Raw genomic sequence first — 22,540 nt, 5'->3', positions numbered from 1 at the left:
GTCCATGATCGTCGGAGGATTTTTCGGCGCACGTCACCGGTTACACCTGCGGTTACGGCGACCACGCCGCAATCGCAGTAGACTCGACAACCTTGTTTTCCGAACGTTCGCGCGGCTATTGCCCTGCGTGTGTAGCGTTCGCTCGGCTCATCGCGGTGAAGGAGTTCAGTTTGCCCGACCTCACTCAGGATCGTGCCGCCAGTGCCGGCGCGCCCGAGCTGACCCGCGAGACCGAACAGGAACAGAAGTACCTGTCGGTGCTGTACGACCGGCTCGACGAGATGCGCGACTACGCGCGCAACCGGTTGCGCACCGTGCTGCTGGAATCCGGCGGCACCCCGCAGGCGCGCAGCGAGCGCGAGTCGTTCAGCCAGCTGTATAACGAGGATCTCGCCAAATACGATGCGGCAGAACACGGTCTGTGTTTCGGCCGGATCGATCTGGCCGACGAGTATCGCTATATCGGCAGGCTCGGCATCCTCGACGAGAAGGACGACTACGAGACCCTGCTGCTGGATTGGCGCGCCCCGCTGGCCCGCCCGTTCTACCTGGCCACGACCGCCGCACCGGACGGCGTGACCCGGCGCAGGCACATCCGCTCGCGCAACCGCAAGGTCACCGCGGTCAACGACGAATACCTCGATCTGGACGCCGCCCGGCAGGCGGGCGCGGCCGACGGCGATGCCGGCGTCGGCGCGGAGAGCGCGCTGCTCGCCGCGCTGAACGCGGCCCGCACCGGGCACATGAACGACATCGTCGAGACCATCCAGCACGAGCAGGACGCGATCATCCGCTCGGAGCACAAGAGCGTGCTGGTGGTGCAGGGCGGGCCGGGCACCGGCAAGACCGCCGTGGCGCTGCATCGCGCCGCGTACCTGCTCTACACCTACCGGCAGCAGCTGGCCAAGAGCGGCGTGCTGATCATCGGGCCGAACGCCACCTTCCTCGACTACATCGGCCAGGTGCTCCCCTCGCTCGGCGAGACCGGCGTGCTGCTGTCCACCATCGGCGACCTGTACCCGGGTGTGAAGGCGACGCGCGAGGATTCGTTGCGGTCGGGCGAGATCAAGGGCTCGCTGGACATTCTGGAGGTGCTCAAGCAGGCTGTGCGCGACCGGCAGGAGGTGCCGACCGAACCGGTGCGGCTCAGCTTCGACGGCTATCAGGTGACGCTGGATCGCAAGATCGCCACCCGGGCGCGCGGGCGGGCCCGGTCCTCGCGGCGGCCGCACAACCTGGCCAAGCCGATCTTCACCAGCGCGGTCATCGATGCGCTCACCGAACAGCTCGCCGAGACCATGGGCTCGGATCTGTCCGGCGGCCCAAGTCTGCTCAGCCGCACCGACATTGCCGAGATCCGCGACGAGATGCGGGCCGACCAGGAGATCCAGCAGGCCATCGGCAAACTGTGGCCGCTGCTGTCCCCGCAGGACGTGCTCGCCGATCTGCTGGCCGACCCCAAGCGCCTCGACCGCGCCGCGGGCACCCTCTCGGCCGAGGACCGCGCCGAGCTGGTCCGCCCGGACAACGGCGAGTTCAGCGCCGCCGACGCGCCGCTGCTCGACGAACTGGCCGAGCTGCTCGGCGTGGACGACACCGAGGAACGCGAACGCTCCCGCCGCCGCTGGCGGGCCCAGCTGGCCGAGGCGCAGGACGCGCTCGACATCCTGACCGGTTCCGCGCCACAGGATCTCGAAGACGAGCTGGACCCGGAAATCCTGATGGCCTACGACCTGATCGACGCGAGCCAGCTCGCCGAACGCCAAGACGTGCGCACCAGGCAGACCACCGCCGAGCGCGCCGCGGGCGACCGCACCTGGACCTACGGGCACGTCATCGTGGACGAGGCGCAGGAGCTCTCGGAGATGGCCTGGCGAATGGTGATGCGGCGCATCCCGAATCGCTGGATCACCGTGGTCGGCGACGTCGCGCAGACCGGCGACCCGGCGGGCGCGTCGTCCTGGCAGCGGGTGCTGGAACCGTATGTGGCAAAGCGGTGGAAGCTCACCGAGCTGACCGTGAACTACCGCACGCCGGCCGAGATCATGGACGTGGCCGCGGATGTACTCGCCGCGATCGATCCGTCCGCGTCCGCACCTCGCTCGGTCCGCGACAGCGGGAACCCGCCGCGCGGATACCGGGTCACCGCAGGCGAAGTCCGCGATCAGGTGGCGAAACTGGTGGCCGGCGAGACCGGTCCGGGCACGACCGCGGTCATCGCGCCGCACACGTTGCTCGACGAATTGGCCGAGCTGGCCGATGAATCGGTGCGGGTGCTGACCGTGCACGACGTGAAGGGCCTGGAGTTCGACGCGGTGTATCTGGTCGAGCCGCAAGCGATCCTGGACGAATCACCGCGCGGGCTCAACGATCTGTATGTCGCACTGACCCGCGCTACCCAGCGTCTCGGCGTGATCCACAGCGAGGACCTGCCCGAGGTGCTGGCCTCCCTGGCCTGACCCCGCGCCCGACCGAAGTCCCTCTTCCGGCGGCCACGCAAACCAAGGCGCCCTTCCGTCGAGTGAATGTCTCGATGGAAGGGCGCCTTTGGTCTGTCGTGCTGAGGGGAACTAGCGGACGGTGTGCACGATCAGGACGTCCGAGCGGGACTTGCGGGCGACGTCCGACGGCACCGAGCCGAGCAGGCGGCCGGTGAGGGTGTTGAGGCCGCGGTTGCCGACTACGAGCAGGTCGGCGTCGACGTCCTTGAGCAGGGTGAGCAGGGACTCGACCGGCTCGCCGACCACGGCGCGCTCGACGATGTCCTTCGCGCCGGCGGCGACGGCCTTGTCCCGCGCGGTGCGCAGGATCTCGTTGGTCGGGGCGGACCCGCGTACCTGGTAGGCCTCGTCCTTGAGCACATCCGCGGCGGCGGCCACGTCGCGATCGTCGGTCGGGTAGTAAGCACACGCGATGACCAGAGTCGCGGCGGACACTCCAGCCAGCGCGGCGGCCTTCTCGACGGCGACGTACGACGAGTCCGAGCCATCAGTACCGACAACAATGGTCCGGTAGGCGGTCATTCTCTCCTCCAACTGTGTCAGGGTGCCTACGCCCGGGTGCACCACCAAGACGTGCCCCGGCGCAGCGACTTGGGTCGACCCTAGCGGCAAACAGACCGGAATTAACAGAAATCGCAGCACATCACATTGCCGGTGTCCTGGCATTGGCGCCACACGTTCGCCAGGAAATGCGGGAAGGGCATCGGCAAGCTGGGCAGACACAATTGTCCGGCCACGAAACTGTGATCAAGCACAACCGCGCCGAACGGTCTTGTCCCCCTGGGATATTCGTCACACACCAGGGCGGATCGGACAGACATCAGCCCGCCTCGGCGCGTAAATCACGCACCGCGACGGGCCGCTGGAGCCTGGGACTACCGTGCCATTACGGCCACTGCCGGTAGTTCGCCCAGAATAAGCCGAGAATCGCTCCGATGATGTCCATGCCTTCCTCTCCCTGCAAGTAAAAGAACGCGCAATATTAGCGCGGCGAGCGGGGTCAGAGGTCGAAAAGCGGTCCGGTGATGGTCAATCCGAGCTCGTCGACATGGGCGAAGAAGGCAAACAGCATCAACGCGGCGCCGGCCAGCGCCAGATTCTTGTTGAAGTTGATCATTTCGCCCTGCTTGGCCTGCGGGTCCGATTCCTTCCAGAACTGGTGCATCAGCACCGCGGTCACCACCAGCAGCGCCGCGAGGATCAGCGACCCTAGGTCGGCCCACACACCGAGCAGCACGCTCAGCCCGCCGAGACCGAACAGCGCGCCCGAACCGAGCACGGACAGCTTCGCCATCGGCACGCCCTTGCTCGCCGTGTAGCCGGCCATCTGCTCGGTCTGCATGAAGTGCCCGAGCGCGGAGCTCAGGAACAACACCGAGAACAACACCCGTCCGATCAACACCACGACATCCATGTCCAGCTCCTTTTTTGGCTGACAGTAGGTAGTGCAACATTCAACTAAGCAACCCGGGAGTTATCCCCCGGGCCGTGGTCGAATGGTCGAATACGGTCGGCTCCGCAACTACATCCTGGTCGGGATGACCTTCGCCGTGACCTCGTTGCGCGAGCGTAGCGAATTCTTGGCGTATTCCAGTGGAGCCATTCCGACTTCCGCGGTGAACTCGCGCGAGAAGTGCGCCTGATCGAAGTATCCCAGTTCCGCGGCCAATGTGGCGAGATCTTCGATGCGACCACGGGCGAGTAGTTCGGCGCCGTCTTGCAGGCGATAGCGGCGCAACACCCATTTAGGGCCGGCTCCGACGTAGCGGCGGAACATGCGTTGCAGGGTGCGGGTCGGGATGTCGAATCGGTCGGTGATCTGGTCGACCCGGGTCAGCTCCTGGTCCTGCGCCATCGCGTCGATGATGCGCAGCACCAGGCGGTAGGTCGGATCGTCGGCGGCGGGGCGGGCGGCGAGGAAGTCCTCGACGATGGCGCGGCGCTGTTCGTCGGTGTCCACGGCGAGCACGCGGTCGGCCAGGCCGTGCGCATCGGGCATGACGTCGGTCAGGGCGACGGTGGCGTCGCGGAAGGATCCGACGTCGAGTCCGGTAAAGGCGCCGAAGCCGCCCGCGCGGAACCGGACGCCGAACACCTCGCCCGCGCCGCTGAGTTCCCGGGTGAACTTGGTTGTGCACACGCCATTGACGAAACTGCCTGTGCCGGTGGCGGTTCGCTCGAAGGTGACGTTCACGCTCGGATAGGACAGCACCTCGGCCTGATAGGGCGGCCGGCCGCGCAGGTCCCAGCGCACCGCCCAGTACCACTCAACGAACCGGTCTACGGCGGGTCCGGCGGGCAGCCGGGCCAGCGACCGGTACTTGGCCTGCTCGTCCGGGTGCAGGATGCCGGTGGTGTCGGCGGGGGCGGCCGGGTTGCGGGGCAGCTCGGAATCAGTGCGGCCGGGCATGGTCTCGCTCCGGCCGGGCACCGTGTCGCGTTCTTACAAGACCGACAGCGGCCGCCCGACCAGGATTGATGACATGACGAACACCGTGAACCCCATTGCCGAGGGCTACCACTCCATCACCTGTTTTCTCGCGGTCGGCGACGGCAACAAGGCCATCGATTTCTACTCCGCCGTCTTCGGCGCCGAGGTGATCACCCGCAACGATCTGCCCGACGGGCAGCCCGCGCACGCCGAACTGAAGATCGGCGACTCGACCTTGCAGGTGGGCATGCCCATCCCGGACAACAACGTGCTCGCCCCGAACGGCGAGTGGGTGCACACCTCGATCGTGCACTACTGCCCCGACGTCGACGCGGTGATCAAGCGGGCCGTCGAGCACGGCGCCCGCAGTGCCGAAGAACCGCAGACCTTCGTCACCGGGGACCGCTTCGGCGTGGTGATCGACCCGTTCGGGCATCGCTGGGCGGTCATCACCAAGGTCGAGGACGTCTCCGTCGAAGAGGCCAAGCGCCGCGTCGACGAGTGGCTGGCCACCCAGAGCTGACCCGCGAAGGACGCTGCCGCTCAACTCAATCCGGCGGCGTCCATGCCGCGCAGTTCCTTCTTGAGATCGGCGATCTCATCCCGCAACCGGCCGGCGAGCTCGAACTGGAGCTCGCGGGCCGCGTTCATCATCTGCGCGGTGAGTTCCTTGACCAGGTCCGCGAGTTCGGCGCGCGGCATCGACTTGATGTCGCGGCCCTCGTAGACGCCCGCGCTGACCGCGCGTCCGGGTTCGCCCTGCGCGCGGCGGCCGCGGCTGGAGTTGCGGCCGGAGCCGCCGACCTCGACCTCGGTGTCGTCGGCCTCGCGATAGACCTGATCGAGGATGTCGGCGATCTTCTTGCGCAACGGTTGCGGGTCGATGCCCTTCTCCGTGTTGTAGGCAACCTGCTTGGCCCGGCGGCGATCGGTCTCGTCGATCGCGTGCCGCATCGAGTCGGTGATCTTGTCCGCGTACATGTGCACCTCGCCGGACACGTTGCGCGCCGCGCGGCCGATGGTCTGGATCAGGCTGGTGCTGCTGCGCAGGAAGCCTTCCTTGTCCGCGTCGAGGATCGCGACCAGCGACACCTCGGGCAGGTCGAGACCCTCGCGCAGCAGGTTGATGCCGACCAGCACGTCGTACTCGCCGAGGCGCAACTGCCGCAGCAGTTCGACGCGGCGCAGGGTGTCGATCTCCGAGTGCAGGTAACGCACCCGCACGCCGAGCCCGAGTAGATAGTCGGTGAGGTCCTCGGCCATCTTCTTGGTCAGCGTGGTGACCAGCACCCGCTCGTCCTTCTCGGTGCGCTGCCGGATCTCGTGCACCAGATCGTCGATCTGGCCCTTGGTCGGCTTCACCACGACCTGCGGGTCGACCAGGCCGGTCGGGCGGATGACCTGCTCGACCACCTCGCCGCCGACCTGGCCGAGTTCGTACGGGCCGGGGGTGGCCGACAGATAGACTGCCTGGCCGATCCGCTCGGCGAACTCTTCCCAGGTGAGCGGCCGGTTGTCCACCGCGGACGGGAGCCGGAAGCCGAACTCCACCAGGTTGCGCTTGCGCGACATGTCGCCCTCGTACATGCCACCGATCTGCGGCACGGTCACGTGCGACTCGTCGACCACGAGCAGGAAGTCGTCGGGGAAGTAGTCGAGTAGCGTCGCGGGCGCCGATCCGGCCGGGCGGCCGTCGATGTGCCGCGAGTAGTTCTCGATGCCGGAGCAGAACCCGACCTGCCGGATCATCTCCAGGTCGTACTGGGTGCGCATGCGCAACCGCTGGGCCTCGAGCAGCTTGCCCTGGCGTTCCAGCTCGGCCAGCCGCTGTTCCAGCTCGGACTCGATGTCGCGCACCGCGCGTTCCATCCGTTCCGGGCCTGCCACGTAGTGGGTGGCCGGGAAGATGCGCAGCATGTCGACCTGGCGAACCACGTCACCGGTCAGCGGGTGCAGGTAATACAGCGCCTCGATCTCGTCGCCGAAGAACTCGATGCGGACCGCGAGCTCCTCGTAGGACGGGATGATCTCCACGGTGTCGCCGCGCACCCGGAACGAGCCGCGGGTGAACGCCATATCGTTGCGGGTGTACTGCACGTCGACCAGCAGGCGCAGCAGCGCGTCGCGGTCGATCTCGCTGCCGACCTCGAGCTGCACCGAGCGATCGAGGTAGGACTGCGGGGTGCCGAGGCCGTAGATGCACGACACCGACGCGACCACCACTACGTCGCGCCGGGACAGCAGGCTCGACGTGGCCGAGTGCCGCAGCCGCTCGACGTCGTCGTTGACCGAGCTGTCCTTCTCGATGTAGGTGTCGGTCTGCGCGATGTACGCCTCGGGCTGGTAGTAGTCGTAGTACGAGACGAAGTACTCGACGGCGTTGTTCGGCAGCATCTCGCGCAGCTCGTTGGCCAGCTGCGCGGCGAGGGTCTTGTTCGGGGCCATCACCAGCGTCGGGCGTTGCAGCCGTTCGATCAGCCAGGCGGTGGTGGCCGACTTGCCGGTGCCGGTGGCGCCGAGCAGCACGACGTCGCGCTCCCCCGCCTTGATCCGGCGTTCCAGCTCCTCGATCGCGGCCGGCTGGTCACCGGCGGGCACGTGCTCGCTGACCACCTCGAAGCGCGCGTCACTGCGCTCGATCTCGCCGACCGGCCGATGCTCGGAGTGGGCGAGCGGGGTCTCGGCCGCGATCCTCTCCGCGTAGCCTTCCGTCGGAATCTCGGTTGCGAATGCCATGCTCACCAGCCTAAGCCCAGCCACCGACAAGTTTCTCCGGTCGTGTGGGCGGTGGTCACCGCACGCCCGGTGGAAGGGATATCGGGCCGACGTCACCATCGGCATCCCGATGTTTAAACCGCGGATGGCCGCGCGACATTCCCGGAAGATAATCCGCGCTTTACCGGAGCAATACCGTTTCACTCTCAGGCGCTGTTACGTGTCCGAAATGTCCCTTGCGGCAACACATTTCGTATCCAAAAACATATCGCGTCATTCCGCCCAACTGCCAATACCCGGGTGTACTCTGACTTGGTTGTTCGGACAACATGTTCGGATGTGGCGAAGGACTAAAAGAGCCATGAGAGGTCTGATTCCATTGCTCAATACTGTGCCGACCACCGGCTTCGCAGGATCTATCGCCCGACACCTTCGCGCAGCGGTGCCGGGCCTGAACAACAACGCCGCCGCCCCGCCGAACACCGCCTTACCGCCCGGTCACCCGCCGCATCGGCCGCACGTCGAGTTCTTCAATCTCGCGGAACTCACCAGCACCGATTGCAAGGGCTTCGTCCGCCAGGTCGAGCGCTACCACCACGAGCCGTGGGGCGTGTACATGGCGCGCATCGTGCCGGTGCCGCACCATCACTACCTGGAGTCCTGGCTGCTGCCCGACCTCTCACTGCGGGTCACCTGCGCCCGGCGCAACCCCGCGCACCACATCGACCACGACTTCCACCTCGATATCGGCGAGTTCACCCAGGTCGCGCCGAAACGCTGGAAGGCCGTCGACCACTACCTCGACATCGAGGTACACCGTGGTCACCGCGTCGAACTGCTCGGCGTCGACGACCTGCTGGCCGCCCACGCGGCGGGATTGGTGGACACCGCGCAGGCGCACCGGGCCTTCGAGTGCGCGACCGCGGCCCTGGACGGACTCGCCGCCAACGACCACTGCGTCGAGGACTGGCTGGCCACCCAGGGCATCACGCTCACCTGGATGTAACCGTCAGGCCACTCGACTCCGGCGGCACGGCGGTAGATTCTGAATGCATGACCCAGGCATCCTCCGTTGACGTGCATCGACCCAAGGTCGAGTACTTCGATCTCGCGGACCTGACGAATACGGATCCGAAGGGATTCGTGCGGCCGGTCGAGCAGTACCACGTCGAACCGTGGGGCCTGTACATGGCGCGGACCTCCGACCATGAACAGTTCCACTACGTCGAATCGTGGCTACTGCCCGACCTGGCGCTGCGGGCCACCGTCTTCCATTACCACCCCGAGCACCAGCGGGACCAGGACTTCTACCTCGATCTCGGGGAGTTCGGTCAGGTGGCGCCCGACCGGTGGAAGTCGGTGGACCACTACCTCGACATCATCGTGCGCTCCGGGCGCGGCACCGACCTGCTCGACGTCGACGAGCTGCTCGCCGCGCTCGGTGCCGGGCTGGTCACCGCTGCCCAGGCGCAGGCCGCCATCGAGACCGCCGCCGGCGCGATCGACGGCATCGCCGCGCACGACTACAGCCTCGGGCAGTGGCTCGAGTCGCTGGGCGTCACCCTCACCTGGCGGTAAAGCGCGGCAAAACCGTTGCGCGGCTAGCGATCCCGCCAGGCGAGCATGCGCGGGTAGGCGGCGGCGAACCACGGTTCCTTGACGTCGATATAGGCGGTCATCGCCTCCGGGCCGACCAGCCCGGCCGCTTTCGCCTCCGCCGCGCGCTTCACCTCGAGGTATTCGGCCCGCGCCTCGGCGTCGGCGCGCAGCCAGTCCCGGAACAGCAGCGCGTACTCCTGGCCCGGCGAACCGGCCACGCGCACATGGATATTGGCGAGCCGGCCCGGGTCGGCGTTCTGGTGGTAGCGCTTGGTCCACAGCGACACGTCCGTGCCCGCCGGATCCTGCGGCGTCGGCCGCGGGCAGTCCTCGGTGACCTCCGGACGGACCGGGAAACCCGCCGCGCCCAACGCATCTCGCAATCCGTCCGCGGCCGCGAAGTCGGCGACGGTGATCTGGAGATCGATCACGTCCTTGGCCGGCAGATCCGGCACCGACGTCGACCCGATGTGATCGATCCGCGACGCGGCCGCGCCGCACGCCACCCACAGCCGGGCGATCAGCCGCTGCGCCTGCACCGGCCACTCCGGATTCGCGGGCACGACCCGTATTTCCTTGCGCCGCGCGGGAGTTCCGGTGCGCAGGTTGTGTTCGAACGGCACCAGCCGCTCCTGCCACAGCTGCCGCACCGCGCCGTCGACCGCGTCCGGCTCCCCGCGGTTGTCGAGCAACACGTCGGCGACGGCGCGGCGCTGTTCGTCGGTGGCCTGCGCGGCAATCCGCGCCCGCGCGTCGGCCTCGGCTACGCCGCGGAATTCGACCAGGCGATGCAACCGGGTTTCCGCGTCGACATCGACGACCAGGACCAAATTCATCAATGGCGCCAAACCGTTTTCGACCAGCAGCGGAATATCCTGCACGACAATGGCGTCGCCGGGCGCCGCGGAAATGAGTTCGGTGGTGCGCTTACCGACCAGCGGATGGGTAATCGAATTCAACGTCGCGCGCGATTCGTCGTCGGCGAAAGCCTTGGCCGCCAGGGCCGGCCGGTCCAGGCTGCCGTCGGCGGCCAGGATCTCCGGGCCGAACGCCTCGACGAGCGCCGCGAGGCCCTCGGTGCCCGGCGCGACGACCTCCCGGGCGATCACGTCGGAATCGATGATGACCGCGCCGAGGTCGGCGAGAATTCGCGCCACCGTCGACTTGCCCGCTCCCATGCCTCCGGTGAGGCCGATCCGCAACATTCGACAAGTCTCGCATCCCGCCGCCGACGGCGGACTCGCCGCCCACTCACCCGTCATACTGCGCGTCGGTACCGCCGACACCGGCGTTCCACTGCGACGACACAATCAGCCGGAATACCCAACCGGGCCGCGCTTTCCACCTCCCGCCGCCGCAATTGCCCGATCCGTGACGCGGCCGAGACCGATTCGCAACAATTCCGGCCGGACCGGGTAGAGCGTCGACAACTTTCCGACACGCCGAGGCAATTACTTGCGCAAAATACTCTGCGTGGCACTTTCGTTCGGCTAATCTTCGCCCTGGCGATCGAGGCGCCAGTACCAGCAAGCAAAGGAACACCATTGGGCACCAGAACTAACCAGACGGCTCGCCACCGCCTGGGCATGGCGGGAACCGTGCATTGCGTCCACATCCCCGCCGTCGCGGCAGCATTGGCCGAACACCGCCGTACCTGGTTCACCGCGTTGATCAGCCCGGCCCGACACAGCTTCGCGGCGATGCGAAAACGCTCCGTCGTCCCGTCGGTCCGGTGGGTGCCCGCCACCGCAAGCTGACCTCATCCGTTCGAGAAGTGGCCCAGCCCCCGCCAGGGCTGGGCCACTCTCATGCCCGAATCAACCCGCTCGGCTTGCGCCGGCTTCCGGGTTGCTGTGTCGGCATCGAATTCGGCGGCACCGGATAGGGAATCCCGGTGGTCGCCGTACCCAACGCGATATTCGGGCCGCATTGGGCGACCGCGGCATCCATTTTCGGTTTCGGATCCGGCAGCACCGGTTTCGCGATATCCGGGGCCGTGCCGAAATCGAACGTGGAGGTCATATCGCCGGTGACCCCGCGTCGCCACGCGGTCACGTTCGGCACCTCCACGCCGAACCTGGTTTCCAGCAGTCGCAGCTGTGAGGTGTGGTCGAAGGTCTCCGAGGCGACCAGCCCGCCGCGGGTGTAGGGCGAAATCACCAGCGCGGGAACGCGATAGCCCAAACCTATCGGACCGGCGATGCCCTTCGCGGCGGACACGCGGTCCAGCGGCACGGTGAGGAACTCGCCCGGGGTGCCCGGCGGCGGGGTCGGCGGCGCGACGTGGTCGAAGAAGCCGCCGTTCTCGTCGTAGCTGATGATCAGCGCGGTCTTCTCCCACACCTTCGGGTTCGAGGTGAGGATGTCGAGCAGCTGCACGATCCCGAACGCGCCGAAAGCCGCTGGCAGCGCGGGATGTTCGCAGTTCAGCAGCGACGGGATCACCCAGGAGACGGCGGGCAGCGTGTCGTTGGCGACGTCGGCCTGAAAGTCGTTGGGGTACACCGGGGCCAGGCCGCGGCGCGCCAATTCCGAGTTGGGGTCGGCGGATTGGGTGAAGCAGCCGAGCATGCCGTCGAGGATCACCGAGGACAGCGGGCCGACATCGCGGTTGTTGTAGACCTTCCAGCTGACCCCGGCCTCGGACAGGTTCTCCGGGTAGGTGCGCCAGCTGTAGACATGCTGCGGGATCATCGCCGGGGTTTCCACCAGCGGACCGCCCGCCAGCCCGTCCGGATCGATGGTGCCGCTGATCCAGTACAGCCGGTTCGGATCGGTGGGGCCGAGCACCGAGCAGTGATAGTTGTCGCAGAGGGTGAAGGCGTCGGCGAGCGCGGTGTGGATCGGAATGTCTTCGGGCAGGTAGTAACCCATCGCCGCGGGCGCGTTCGCCGGGCCGACGCTGGCCACCGACATCGGCATCCATCGGTCGTTGCGGCCGCCGTTCCAAGCCTGGTGCATGCCGGCCCAGGAGTGGTCCGGGTCGTTGATGCATTCGCCGTCCAGGCTGGCGCCGCGGGTGGTGTCGAGCCGGAACGGATTCACGAAGCCCTCCGGGCCGGGACCGGTGCCCGGCGTCCAGCCGTACTGCTGCCAGGTCGGCGAGGCCTCGTTGAAGCCGCGCACGCCGGACAGGCTGCCGAAGTAGTGGTCGAACGAGCGGTTCTCCTGCATCAGCAGGACGAAGTGCTCGATATCGCCCAGTCCGCCCATCCCGGCGGGGTCGGCGGCATAGGCCCGCTCGATGATCGGGTTGGCCCACGAGGCCAACGCGCCCACCGCACCGGCCGCTGCCGCCTTCGCTAGGAATTGTCTGCGATTGAGTCCGCTGAACGGCCCCGCTGCGCACATCTCTTCGGCCGACCTTTCCGCCTGGGCTGTTAAGCAGAGTTTCGCGATCCGCGCCGACCATACCCGACGTGCTGCGACACCGCAGAGAAAGATCGTTTAGCCGAGTCGGGAAGTGAGCAGAACCACGATGTGGGCGGCGATTCCTGAATAGTTGCTAGCCGAAATGTCGCGCCGTTCTGAGTGTTTCACCCCTTTTGCCCGCTTTCACCGAATCGATGACACGGATTCCCGCGTGGGCGTGACGATGTCGGCGACGCCGCGCTGAAACCTCCGCCACACCAAGCACGCCGTGGCGCCGAAGCCCAGGCACAGGCCGAGCCAGATACCCGGTGCGCGCCAACCGAGTCCGAACCCGAATCCGATCATCGCGGGCACGCCGATCGCGAAATAGCCGATCAGCGTGCTCTGCATCCCCGCCTTGGTGTTGCCGATGCCGCGCAGCAGGCCGATGGACAGGTTCTGTGAGCCCTTGCAGTACTGCTGAATGATCGCGAACCACAACAACGTCGAGGCCGCCGCGATGACGGCGGTGTCGTCGTGATGCGAGCCGAGGAACGGCGCGAGCACGGCACCGGGGAACAGCACATAGCCGAGGCCGACCACGGTCATGAAGGCGAACCCGAGGGTGAAGGTGCGGCGGGCGATGCCGGCCACCGCCTTTCGATCGTCCTGGCCGATGGTGCGGCTCACCAGAATCGAAGAGCCTTGGGACAGACCGATATTGACCTGGTAGACGATGTAGGCGAGCTGGTTGACGATGTTGCTCGCGGCCAGCGCGACCGGGCCGAAGCTGCCCATCAGTACCGCGGCGACGGAGGTGATCGCCGCTTCGGCACCGTAGGTCAACGAGATCGGGGTGCCCATCCGGATGATGCGGGTGACCGTCGCCCGGTCGGCCCGCCACGCCCGCAGGGACAGCAGGTCGCCGAGCAGCGGATCGCGTTTGACCGTGCGCAGGTAGAGGCCGAAGGTCCAGAGCTGAACGAGCGTGGTGGACAAGCCGATTCCGGCCAGGCCGAGCTTCGGCACGCCGAGCCAGCCGAAGATGAACAGCGCGTTGAGCAGCGCGTTGACGCCGATCGAGAGGAGCGTCACGCGCAGCAGAGAACCCGCCCGGCGGAGGCCGACGGCGAACTGCCGCAACACGTTCAGCCACAGCATGGGGATCAGGCCGGGTGCCAGGGTCCACATGATCGGACGAGCCAACCGGAGTACCTCGGGATCCTGGCCGAGCCAGCGCAGCGCGTAGCCGAGCGTGATCAGGATGAGCGCGCCCGCCGTCGCGGTCACCGTGGCCACGAGTGCGGCGGCGCGGACCAGCCCGCGGATCTCGGCGCGCGCCTGGTCGTCGATATCGGCACGGCCGGTGCGCTTTTCGCTGCTCCCCACCGCCTGGGCGATCATGTTGCCGACGCCGGTGATCATGCCGACGCACATCGTGCGCAACTGGTTGTAGAGCAGCAGCGCGAGGCCACCCGCCGCGACGGCGGCGATGCCGAGCAGACCCATCATGGCCAGATCGACGGTGGTCAAGGCCACCTGGGCGAGCTGGATACCGGCGATCGGGGCGGCCAGCGCGAGGATGGCTCGATACTGTCGCACGTCCATCTACGCTCCCGCCCGCTCGACGGCCGCCAGCCGCACCGATTCGTCATATGCCCGGCAGAGCCGCGTGATTCGCTGCTGGGCGGCCTCGTCGTAGAGGCCGCGCTCGCGCAGCCAGTCGTCGTCGTAGACGGTGTCGAGGTACTTCTCCCCCGCGTCGCACACCAGCACGACGACCGTGCTGCTCGCGGGCAGGTGCACGAGGCGGCGCAGCGCCACCTGGATCGCGGCCCCGCCGGTGCCGCCGACCAGGATGCCGGTGCGGCGCGCGACCACCCGGGCGGTGGCGAACGCGTCGATGTCGCGGACCCGGCAGTCCTCGTCGATGGCGTCGTATTTCACGTTGCCGCCCACCGGGAATCCGGCGGGGCTGCCCGCGCCGGTCTGCCAGTAGCTGCCGCCCACGCCGCCGAAGATGATGGAGCCGGTGGGTTCGACGCCGAGCGCGTACACACGGGAGCCGAGCCGACGGAGTTCTTCGACTGTGCCGCAAAGGGATCCGCCGGTGCCGACGGCCCCGACCAGAAAGTCGACGTCGGTGGTGAGGTCGGAGAGCAGTTCTGCGGCCAAGGCGTGATAGCCGGCGTTGTTGTGCGGGTTGTTGTGCTGGTCCGGGCGGTAGGCGCCGGTGCGGGCGGCGATTTCGGCGGCGATGCGGCGGCGTTCCACGGTGCTCGGTCCGCCGGTGGCGCCGCTGTCGACCGAAACCAGCTGCGCGCCCATCGCTTTCATCGCGCGGAGCTTGTCTTTGGCGGCGTGGTCGTCCACGACGGCGGTGAACGTATAGCCGCGTTCGAGGGCCATCAGGGCCAGTCCGGTGCCGGTGTTGCCGGAGGTCGGTTCGACGATGTGACCGCCGGGGCGCAGTTCGCCGCTGCGTTCGGCTTGCAGCACCATTTCCCGGGCCATGCGGACTTTCGCGGAGCCGGTCGGGTTGAACTGCTCCAGCTTCAGTAGCAGCCGGGTGCCGGTGCCGGTGCGGATGAGCTCGAGCAACGGGGTGGAACCGATCAGCTCGGAGGCCGAGCGGACCACGTTCTCGCGCAGCCGCGGCAGCTGGGTGGGCAACGTATGCGCGGTCATTTGTCCAAGCGCCACCGGAACCGGCCCTCCTCGTGGGTGATGACTACCTTCGGCGGTAGCGGGAGTTGATGGAATTCGCTCTCGTTCTTGTCCATCTGGTAGCCGGCGGTATTCGGATACAGCAGCAGGTCGCCGTGGCTCGGGCGCTGCGGGAGCGGGACTTTGCGCCAGGTGAGGACGTCGTACTCCATGCAGCTGGCCCCGCCGACGCAGGTGGCGATCGGCGCTGCGGCGGGATTCGGGTTGCGCGGCACCAGGATCGGGTCCGGGAGGAACTCGCTGCCCTTCCACTGCTCGGAGACGCTCATGCTGAGTCCGTGCACGGTGGTGATGCCGTGGTCGGCGTTCTGTTTGTAGCCGAGGACCGGGAACACGGTGAAGCCGGCGTCGATGAGCAGTGCGCGGCCGGGTTCGATGAACAGCTGGATATTGTTGCTGCGCAAATGATTCGCGAGCGTCTGCCGGTCGAATGTGGTCGTGAGGATGGCGTCGAGCATGTCCGCGCCGGTGGGGCCTTGCGCGTAGGGATAGAACTTCTCGAACTGCTTTCCCGCGTGGAACCACTCGTCGTTCTGATGAGCGAGGAAGGCGTTCCAATCGTCGTCCTGGAGATAACGGCAAGCGAAGCCGCCGCCGATCGAGATCGTGGTGATCGGCAGCCCTTGCGCTTTGGCCTTGGCGCACAACTGGATCAGGTCGTAGGCGAGTTCGGCCCGCGGTGCGACCGCGTAGCCGTCCAGGTGGAACGAGAACCCGATCAGTTCGACCTGGGGCCGCAATCGTGCGCACAACTCGATCGCGGTATCGAGATCGGTTGCCGAGAAACCGAATCGGCTGTGCGGTGCATCGGGCGGTAACCGCCGCAGCAGAATCCGCACCGGGCCCGCGCTGCGGGCGATCTCGGCGAGCCGCGCCAATTCGTCGAGGGCGTCGATGGCGATCACGCAGTCGTGTCTGGCGGCAAGGCGTAGCAGCGCATCGGTTTTGGCCGCGCCGGTAACCCCGATATCGCGACCTCTGATGCCATTGGCCAAGGCATGCACGAGTTCGGGCTCGCTCGCGACATCCACGGCCCCGTCGAGGTCGGCGATCGCCGGTAACCAGCAGCCCGCCTTGTTCGCCTTCTTGCCGTAGTAGATCTGGCCGCTGACCCCGTGTCCGGCAAGCGTTTTCTGGAAGGACCGGAGATTGTCGGCGAACTGTTCCGGATAGACGACGTGGAACGGCCCGCCGACCGCGTGGTGGATGTCGAAGAGCAGCTGCCGGTCCGCGCGCACCCGCCGCTGCCATTCCTGTTCCAGCGCGGGCAGTTCGATCAGTGCGGTGTTCACGACCACAGTTCCACCCGCTGTCCGCGTCCCGCCGCGACCGCGCGGGTCGCCAGCGCATGGGCGACCGGGATATCGGTGATGATCATGCCGCTGGCGAACGCGAACACCCGATCATCGGCGCTGGATCGTCCTGCGGCCTTGCCCGCCACGATGTCCGGCAGTTCGGCATCGATCTCCGGCCGTCCGTCCGGTCCTGCCAGCCGGGTACCGGTGACGCCGAGTTGTCCTGTGCTGGTGGCGATCGCGTAGTCGGCCGCGCGCAGGGCGCCGCTCTCGACGCCCTTGCTGGCCACCGAGATCAGCAGTCCACCGGGCTGGAGCCATTCGGTGCGTACCTTGGGATGCGCGGCCCGGCCGGAAGCTACTACGACGATGTCGGACTCGGCGACCGCGGCCGGCACATCGTCGACCAGTTCGATCTCCCGGTCCGGGAACCACCGGTGCAGCGCGGCAACGCTTTCCGCGAGGCCTTCAGGATGCGTGCCGAACAACCTCAGCCGCTCGAGCTGTGGCAGCGCGGTCAGCAAGTACGGCAACGTGTTCCGGCCCTGGATGCCGGTGCCGAGCATGAGCGCGCTCCGGGCATCCGCGCGGGCACAGTGTTTCGCGATGATGGCGGTGGTCGCCGGCGTCCGCGCCGCGCCGACGCGCTGACAATCCATGAACGCGAACGGCAATCCGGTCGTGTCGTCGTACAGGCTGATCGTCGTGTAGTACTTGTCCGCGCTTTCGCTACCCTGCCGGTAGGACGTCTTGAAGCCGAGGTGCTCGAGCGAACTGTCGTAGCCGAGCATCGAATACGACACCGCGTCGCGTTCGGGCTTCGGGATCGGCAGCATCAGCTTCACCGGGCAGCGGGACTCGCCGTGTGCGAACGCCAGGTAGCCGTCCTCGACCAGATCGATTACCTCGGCGGGCGGCAGGTCGATGTCGGCCAGATCGGTGCGAGTGAGGATGTGCAGTGCGTTACTCATAGAACTCCGATGTCGTGGTGCGAATCGTGCGAAGGGTTGTCGCCCAGGTGCACGATCCGATCCGTGCACACGGCGAGCAGGGACAGGTCGTGACTGATGAACAGCACCCCGACGCCGGTGGCGGCCAGGCCGGTCACGGTGCGGGCGACGGTGGCCGTGGTGGCCGGGTCGAGCATCGAGGTCATCTCGTCACAGAGCAGGTAGTCGGGTTTCGAGGCGAGGACGCGGGCGACCGCCGCTCGCTGCAGCTGCCCCTCGGAGACCTGCGCGGGATAGCGATCGAGCAGATCAGTTGTCATGCCGACGGATCCGGCGACGGAGTCCCAATCCACCGGTCCGCGAGCCAGTTCGGCGATGGATTGGCGCAGCTTCAGTCGCGGGTCGCAGGAGCGGCGCGGGGATTGGAACAGCATCGCTATCCGGCCGGTTCGCCGTCTGGGCAGCGGCACGCCGTCGACGGTGACGCGGCCGCGGTCGGGTCTGCGTAGTCCGGAGAGCACATGGGCGAGGGTGGTCTTGCCGGTGCCCGAAGGCCCCGCCAGGCCGACCACCTCGCCGTGACCGATCTCGAGGGATACGTCGGTGAGTACTCGACGTCCGCCGAGCCGGACCGAAATGTTTTGTGCGGCAAGTGATCTTTGGTTCATGGCGGGCCATATCGGTAGTCGGCGGGCAGGTTCACCAGTTCCGGCGTGGTGTACGGCAGTGGGGACAACCCGTTCTCCGGCAGCGCGGCGAGCAGGTCTTTCGTGTACTGCTCTCCCGGGGCGTCGAGAACTGTTCCGGCGCTGCCGGTCTCGACGATCCGGGACGCGTGCATCACCGAGATGTCCGTACATATCCCGGACTTCCGCAACGCGGTGAGATCGTGCGTGACCAGCAGGACGCTGCCGCCGTCCGCGGCGAAATCGCCGAGCAGCCGCAGGATCGCCGCCGCCCGCTCGGCGTCGAGCGCCGAGGTCGGCTCGTCGGCGATGATGAACGCGGGATCACCCGCCAGGGCGAACGCCATCGCCGCGCGCTGTGCCATGCCGCCGGAGAGTTCGTGTGGATACTGCTGCAACGCAGCGGGTTCGAGCCCGACCCGGGTGACGAGTTCGGCCGGATCATGCGTGGTGCCGAGGTACCGGATCGTCTCGGCCAGTTGCGGTCCGATCCGCCGGACCGGCGTGAAGTAGGTCATCGCCGACGGCGGCACCCAGGCCACAGTGTGGCCGCGCGACCCCCAGATCTCCCGGGTGGTCAGCGTCCGGTCGTCGAGCTCCAGCGATACCTCGCCCGTCATTTGCGCGTGCTTCGGTAGCAGCCCGGTGACGGTCGCGGCCAACATCGACTTGCCGGAACCGGATTCACCGATCAGCCCGTGCACCGTCCCGCGCCGCACCACCAAATCCGCCGCGGTCACGGCGTGCACCGAACGACCGGGCGTCAGCGGAATACGCACCGTGACCTGCCGGAGGGTGAGCGTCATCGCGAAACCTCCTGATGGACAGGGCATTCAGCCGAACTCACGCGGCCACCTCCTGGAGCACTTGCACCTTCTGCTGCCAATGTCTGCCCAGCAGCGACACCGCGAGCGTGACGAGCACGAGCACACCGGCCGGGAAGATCAGCAACCACCAGTCGCCCAACAGGATCGAGGCCTGCGCGTCGGACAGCAGCGTGCCGAGCGACGCGCGATGCGGCGGCAACCCGACCCCGAGGAACGACAACGTCGACTCGTGCCAGATGGCATGCGGGATCAGCAACACCACCCCGATCAGCGCCTGCCCCATCGCCACCGGAACGAAGTGCCGCCGGATGATCCGCCACCGCGGCAATCCACGCAGCTGAGCCGCCTGCACGAATTCGGCGTGCCGCAGCGCGAGCACCTCGCTGCGCACCACCCGGGCGATCGACGTCCAGTGCGTGAGCACCAGCGAGATCACGATGGCGAGCACCGAGCCGCGGTACATGGCCACGATCAGCAACGTGAGCAACAGGCTCGGCAGCGAGTTCACCGCGTCGACCAGCCGCATCGCGATCCGATCCCACCAACCGCCGAACGCCCCGGCGCTCACCCCGATCAGCACCCCGAGGATCGCCGAGCAGAGCGCCGTGGTCGCCGCGATGAGCAACGAGATCCGCATGCCCTGCGCCACCCGGACGAACACGTCGCGCCCGGCACTGTCGGTGCCGAACGGGAATTCGAGGCTCGGCGGTCGCCTGCTGATCGAGAAGTCCACCAGCACGTCGTCCACCGGCCGCAGCAGCGGCACCAACGTCGCGTACAGCACCGCGATCACCAGTACCCCGACCGCGAGCACGAGCATCGGCCGCGCCCTACCCATCGGCGTCGATCCGCGGATCGATGAGCACCGCGGCCGCGTCGGCGGCCAGGTTGCCGAGCAGCACCAGGGCGGTGATCAGCACGGTCAGGATGGCCAGCAGCGGAAAGTCCACGCTGCGTGCCGCTTCCACGGTCGCCGAGCCCAATCCCGGCCAGCTGAAGATGGTTTCGACCACGGTGGCGCCGACCACGAGTTCCGGCAGCCGCGCACCGCACAGCGCCAGGAACGGCACGACCGCGACCGGCAGCACATGCCGGAAAGCGATGACCCGCCAGGGCAATCCGCGGGCCCTCGCGCCCTTGACCGCGTCGCTGTCCAGGGTGCGGGCCACCGTCTCGCGCAGGCCGAGGACCAGCCACGGCAGTTGCGTCACCCCGAGCAGCAGCGCGGGCAACACGAGATGCCGGGCGGTCGAACCAGCAGTGACGCCGCCTCCAGGATCGGTCAATCCTGCGGCCGGGAACCAGCGCAACGTCAACGCGAACAGCAGGACCGCACCGAGCGCCAGCACGAACGGCGGAACCGCTTGCAGCACAACCGCGGCCGCGCTGATCGTCCGATCGACGAACCCGCCGCGCCGCAGCCCCGCCCAGGCGCCGAGGATCGCCGCGAGCACCAGCGCCACCACTCCCCCGAGCACGCCGAGCAGCAAGCTCCACGGCAACCGTTCGGCCAGCACTTGCGTGACCGGCTGCCGGAACGATCGTGATTCACCCAGCCGACCGTGTACGAGATCGCCGATCCACGACCACCATGCCTCGAACCAGTTGCGCTGCAACCCCAGTCGCTCGCGCAGCGCCGCCCGCTGCACCTCGGTGAACCCGTCGCCGTGCGCGCCGAGGTATCCGTCGAGCGGGTCGAACGGGCTGGCCGCGGCGAGCGCGAACACCGCGAGCGAGACCAGCCCGGCGAGCGGAACCGCGACGGCGAGCCGGCGAACGATCAACCTGGCTGCTCTGCCGCCCATCACCGGGTCCAGCGGGCGAGCCCGTACCACGGGCCCCAGGCGACACCGTGCGAGTGCGGCTCGAGCGCGGTCGGGGTCACCCGCCAGCCGTTGTCCCGCATGACATAGACGTGGTTCGTGGTGACCAGCGCGAGCATGGCCGGGTCGCGGTGGTATTCGGCCTGCACCTGCCGGTACAGCTCGGTCCGTCGCTGCGGATTCACTTCTCCGCGTGCGGCATCGAGCAGCTGGTCGATCTTCGGGTTCACGTAGTCGGAGGCGTTGTCCCACTTGGAGCCGACGCCCGGCGCGGCGTAGCGGGAGTGCAGTTTGGTGTAGAGCTGGCTGTCCACCGTGTACGGCTGGCCGCCGCCACCGAGCATGAACGCGGTCTGCGCCAGGTACTCCGGGGTCATCCGCTTCTTGTCCACCGCGACCGGGGTGATCTCGATGCCCATCTTCTTCGCGTCGGACACCACCGCCATCGTCAGATCGCGGCGCAGCACTTCCGTTGGGTAGTAGGCGATCTCGAAGCTCGCCCGGCGGCCGTCGCGTTCGCGGATGCCGTCCGCGCCGACGCGCCAGCCGGCCGCGTCCAGCAGGCGCGCGGCCTCGGCCCGGTCGTAGCCGAAATCCTGTGCCGGATCGTAGATATCGCCGTAGACCCGGTTGATCAGGGTGGACATGGCCGCGCCGTGACCGCCCAGGATGTGCTCGACCATCCCCGGCCGGTCCACCGCGAAGTTCAACGCCTTACGGACCGCGGGATCGCCGGCCACCGGGTTCCCGGACGGCAAAGTGATTGCGCGCCAATCGTTCGCCACCGCGGGGACGACCCGATAGCCGTCCTTGGCCGCCGCGTCCGCCAACTCCGGCGGCAGCACCGTCCCGTCGGCGCCGTCGCGCAATTGAGTCGCTCTGGCGTTGTCGTCATCACTGCGGCGAATGACGAACTTGCGCACCCGTGCCCGCTCACCCCAGTAGTCATCGCGCGCGGTGAGTACCACCTGGTCCGGCCGGGATTCGGTGAGCACATACGGCCCCGTCCCGATCGGATGCCGATTGAGTTCGGCCCGGTCGGCCGGCCCCGGCTGGGCGAACGCCTCCGCCGGGGCGATCGCCAGGAACAGCCGATGATCGAAATCGGCGTACGCGCCGGTCAATTCGAATTCGACGGTGTCCGGCCCGGTCTGCCTGGCGCTGCGCAGGAAGTCGTAGTCGGCGGCGATCGGCGCGGCGAACAGCGGATCGATCAGCGAGTTATAGGTCGCCACAACGTCTTCCGGACCGAACGCGCTGCCGTCGGAGAAGGTCACCCCGGTCCGGGTATGCACGATCCACCGCGACAGATCCCCGTTCACCGGCTCCGGCGGTCCGGCCGCGAGCACCGGCACGGCCGCCGGTATCCGATCGGTTACCCCCTCCTCGACCCGATACAGGCTCTCGAAGATCTTCGATTCCCCGTTTTTCCCCTGCCCGAGCAGCGGACTGAAGTCGCCCAGCTCCTCGGTATCGATCACCACGAACTGCTCGGGATCCCCCGACGTCTGCCCCGGCGCCGAACACGCCGTCAACCCGACTACGAATGCCGTTGCGGCAGCGCACATCCCGATCCGAAATAAAGCCATGTTCAGCATCGTAGACTACTGGTAATGATTTTCATTAGCATTATCA

Annotated in this window: 20 protein-coding genes; 5 read left to right on the top strand and 15 right to left on the bottom strand. The window is 67.5% G+C overall.

What is annotated here, in order from left to right; genetic code table 11:
• Positions 1 to 170 precede the first annotated feature (170 nt).
• The gene (locus tag F3087_RS41170) at positions 171 to 2,459 is read left to right on the top strand and encodes a HelD family protein (RefSeq protein WP_396897615.1); all 2,289 of its coding nucleotides are present in this window, start codon (positions 171 to 173) and stop codon (positions 2,457 to 2,459) included.
• A 111-nt stretch (positions 2,460 to 2,570) separates the two neighbouring features.
• On the opposite strand, the gene F3087_RS41165 is transcribed toward F3087_RS41170, so the two are convergent.
• The 3 genes from F3087_RS41165 to F3087_RS41155 all read right to left on the bottom strand — a co-directional run bounded on the left by F3087_RS41165 (position 2,571) and on the right by F3087_RS41155 (position 4,911).
• Positions 2,571 to 3,023 (bottom strand): universal stress protein, encoded by a 453-nt coding sequence (locus tag F3087_RS41165; RefSeq protein WP_150407601.1) that lies wholly within the window; start codon positions 3,021 to 3,023, stop codon positions 2,571 to 2,573.
• A gap of 478 nt (positions 3,024 to 3,501) precedes the next feature.
• Positions 3,502 to 3,915 carry a DoxX family protein gene (locus F3087_RS41160; RefSeq protein WP_150407600.1) on the bottom strand — a complete coding sequence of 138 codons (414 nt, stop codon included), beginning with the start codon at positions 3,913 to 3,915 and terminating at the stop codon, positions 3,502 to 3,504.
• A gap of 108 nt (positions 3,916 to 4,023) precedes the next feature.
• Positions 4,024 to 4,911: a helix-turn-helix domain-containing protein gene (locus tag F3087_RS41155; RefSeq protein WP_150407599.1), complete on the bottom strand. Its 888-nt coding sequence runs from the start codon at positions 4,909 to 4,911 to the stop codon at positions 4,024 to 4,026.
• 73 nt (positions 4,912 to 4,984) lie between these two features.
• On the opposite strand from F3087_RS41155, the gene F3087_RS41150 reads away from it, so the two are divergent.
• Positions 4,985 to 5,455 (top strand): VOC family protein, encoded by a 471-nt coding sequence (locus F3087_RS41150; protein WP_150407598.1) that lies wholly within the window; start codon positions 4,985 to 4,987, stop codon positions 5,453 to 5,455.
• 20 nt (positions 5,456 to 5,475) lie between these two features.
• On the opposite strand, the gene uvrB is transcribed toward F3087_RS41150, so the two are convergent.
• The gene (uvrB, locus tag F3087_RS41145; RefSeq protein ID WP_223885742.1) at positions 5,476 to 7,668 is read right to left on the bottom strand and encodes an excinuclease ABC subunit UvrB; all 2,193 of its coding nucleotides are present in this window, start codon (positions 7,666 to 7,668) and stop codon (positions 5,476 to 5,478) included.
• A gap of 340 nt (positions 7,669 to 8,008) precedes the next feature.
• Between uvrB and F3087_RS41140 the strand changes: the two genes are divergently transcribed.
• Complete coding sequence (locus tag F3087_RS41140) at positions 8,009 to 8,653, top strand: DUF402 domain-containing protein (protein ID WP_150407597.1); 645 nt, start codon at positions 8,009 to 8,011, stop codon at positions 8,651 to 8,653.
• A gap of 47 nt (positions 8,654 to 8,700) precedes the next feature.
• Positions 8,701 to 9,225, top strand: coding sequence for a DUF402 domain-containing protein (locus F3087_RS41135; protein ID WP_150407596.1), 525 nt, complete (start codon positions 8,701 to 8,703; stop codon positions 9,223 to 9,225).
• Between the two features lie 23 nt (positions 9,226 to 9,248).
• Here the strand turns inward: F3087_RS41135 and coaE are convergent, their stop codons facing one another.
• Positions 9,249 to 10,451, bottom strand: coding sequence for a dephospho-CoA kinase (coaE, locus tag F3087_RS41130; RefSeq protein WP_150407595.1), 1,203 nt, complete (start codon positions 10,449 to 10,451; stop codon positions 9,249 to 9,251).
• Positions 10,452 to 10,790: 339 nt separating this feature from the next.
• On the opposite strand from coaE, the gene F3087_RS41125 reads away from it, so the two are divergent.
• Positions 10,791 to 11,003, top strand: a complete 213-nt coding sequence (locus tag F3087_RS41125; RefSeq protein ID WP_150407594.1) for a hypothetical protein — start codon at positions 10,791 to 10,793, stop codon at positions 11,001 to 11,003.
• Positions 11,004 to 11,052: 49 nt separating this feature from the next.
• Here F3087_RS41125 and F3087_RS41120 read toward each other — a convergent pair whose 3' ends face one another.
• The 10 genes from F3087_RS41120 to F3087_RS41075 form a co-directional block, all read right to left on the bottom strand.
• Complete coding sequence (locus F3087_RS41120; protein WP_150407593.1) at positions 11,053 to 12,597, bottom strand: phospholipase C; 1,545 nt, start codon at positions 12,595 to 12,597, stop codon at positions 11,053 to 11,055.
• Between the two features lie 204 nt (positions 12,598 to 12,801).
• Entirely contained in the window at positions 12,802 to 14,205 is a 1,404-nt protein-coding gene (locus F3087_RS41115; RefSeq protein ID WP_150407592.1) for an MATE family efflux transporter, read from the bottom strand.
• Positions 14,206 to 15,285 (bottom strand): PLP-dependent cysteine synthase family protein, encoded by a 1,080-nt coding sequence (locus F3087_RS41110; protein ID WP_150407648.1) that lies wholly within the window; start codon positions 15,283 to 15,285, stop codon positions 14,206 to 14,208.
• Positions 15,282 to 16,616 carry an alanine racemase gene (locus F3087_RS41105; RefSeq protein ID WP_317983961.1) on the bottom strand — a complete coding sequence of 445 codons (1,335 nt, stop codon included), beginning with the start codon at positions 16,614 to 16,616 and terminating at the stop codon, positions 15,282 to 15,284. Before F3087_RS41105 ends, F3087_RS41110 begins: the two co-directional genes overlap by 4 nt.
• Positions 16,613 to 17,590, bottom strand: coding sequence for an ornithine cyclodeaminase (locus tag F3087_RS41100; RefSeq protein ID WP_150407590.1), 978 nt, complete (start codon positions 17,588 to 17,590; stop codon positions 16,613 to 16,615). Before F3087_RS41100 ends, F3087_RS41105 begins: the two co-directional genes overlap by 4 nt.
• Positions 17,587 to 18,237 (bottom strand): ABC transporter ATP-binding protein, encoded by a 651-nt coding sequence (locus F3087_RS41095; RefSeq protein ID WP_150407589.1) that lies wholly within the window; start codon positions 18,235 to 18,237, stop codon positions 17,587 to 17,589. Before F3087_RS41095 ends, F3087_RS41100 begins: the two co-directional genes overlap by 4 nt.
• Entirely contained in the window at positions 18,234 to 19,061 is an 828-nt protein-coding gene (locus tag F3087_RS41090; RefSeq protein WP_191094399.1) for an ATP-binding cassette domain-containing protein, read from the bottom strand. Before F3087_RS41090 ends, F3087_RS41095 begins: the two co-directional genes overlap by 4 nt.
• A 37-nt stretch (positions 19,062 to 19,098) precedes the next feature.
• Positions 19,099 to 19,920 carry an ABC transporter permease gene (locus F3087_RS41085; RefSeq protein ID WP_150407587.1) on the bottom strand — a complete coding sequence of 274 codons (822 nt, stop codon included), beginning with the start codon at positions 19,918 to 19,920 and terminating at the stop codon, positions 19,099 to 19,101.
• A complete protein-coding gene (locus F3087_RS41080; RefSeq protein ID WP_191094398.1) occupies positions 19,913 to 20,887 on the bottom strand; it encodes an ABC transporter permease in 975 nt (324 codons plus the stop codon). Before F3087_RS41080 ends, F3087_RS41085 begins: the two co-directional genes overlap by 8 nt.
• Positions 20,887 to 22,494 (bottom strand): ABC transporter substrate-binding protein, encoded by a 1,608-nt coding sequence (locus F3087_RS41075; RefSeq protein WP_223885740.1) that lies wholly within the window; start codon positions 22,492 to 22,494, stop codon positions 20,887 to 20,889. Before F3087_RS41075 ends, F3087_RS41080 begins: the two co-directional genes overlap by 1 nt.
• Positions 22,495 to 22,540: the final 46 nt, after the last annotated feature.

The sequence above is a fragment of the Nocardia colli genome (assembly GCF_008704205.1).
GTDB lineage: Bacteria > Actinomycetota > Actinomycetes > Mycobacteriales > Mycobacteriaceae > Nocardia > Nocardia colli.
This window is presented reverse-complemented; position numbering and strand designations above follow the sequence as displayed.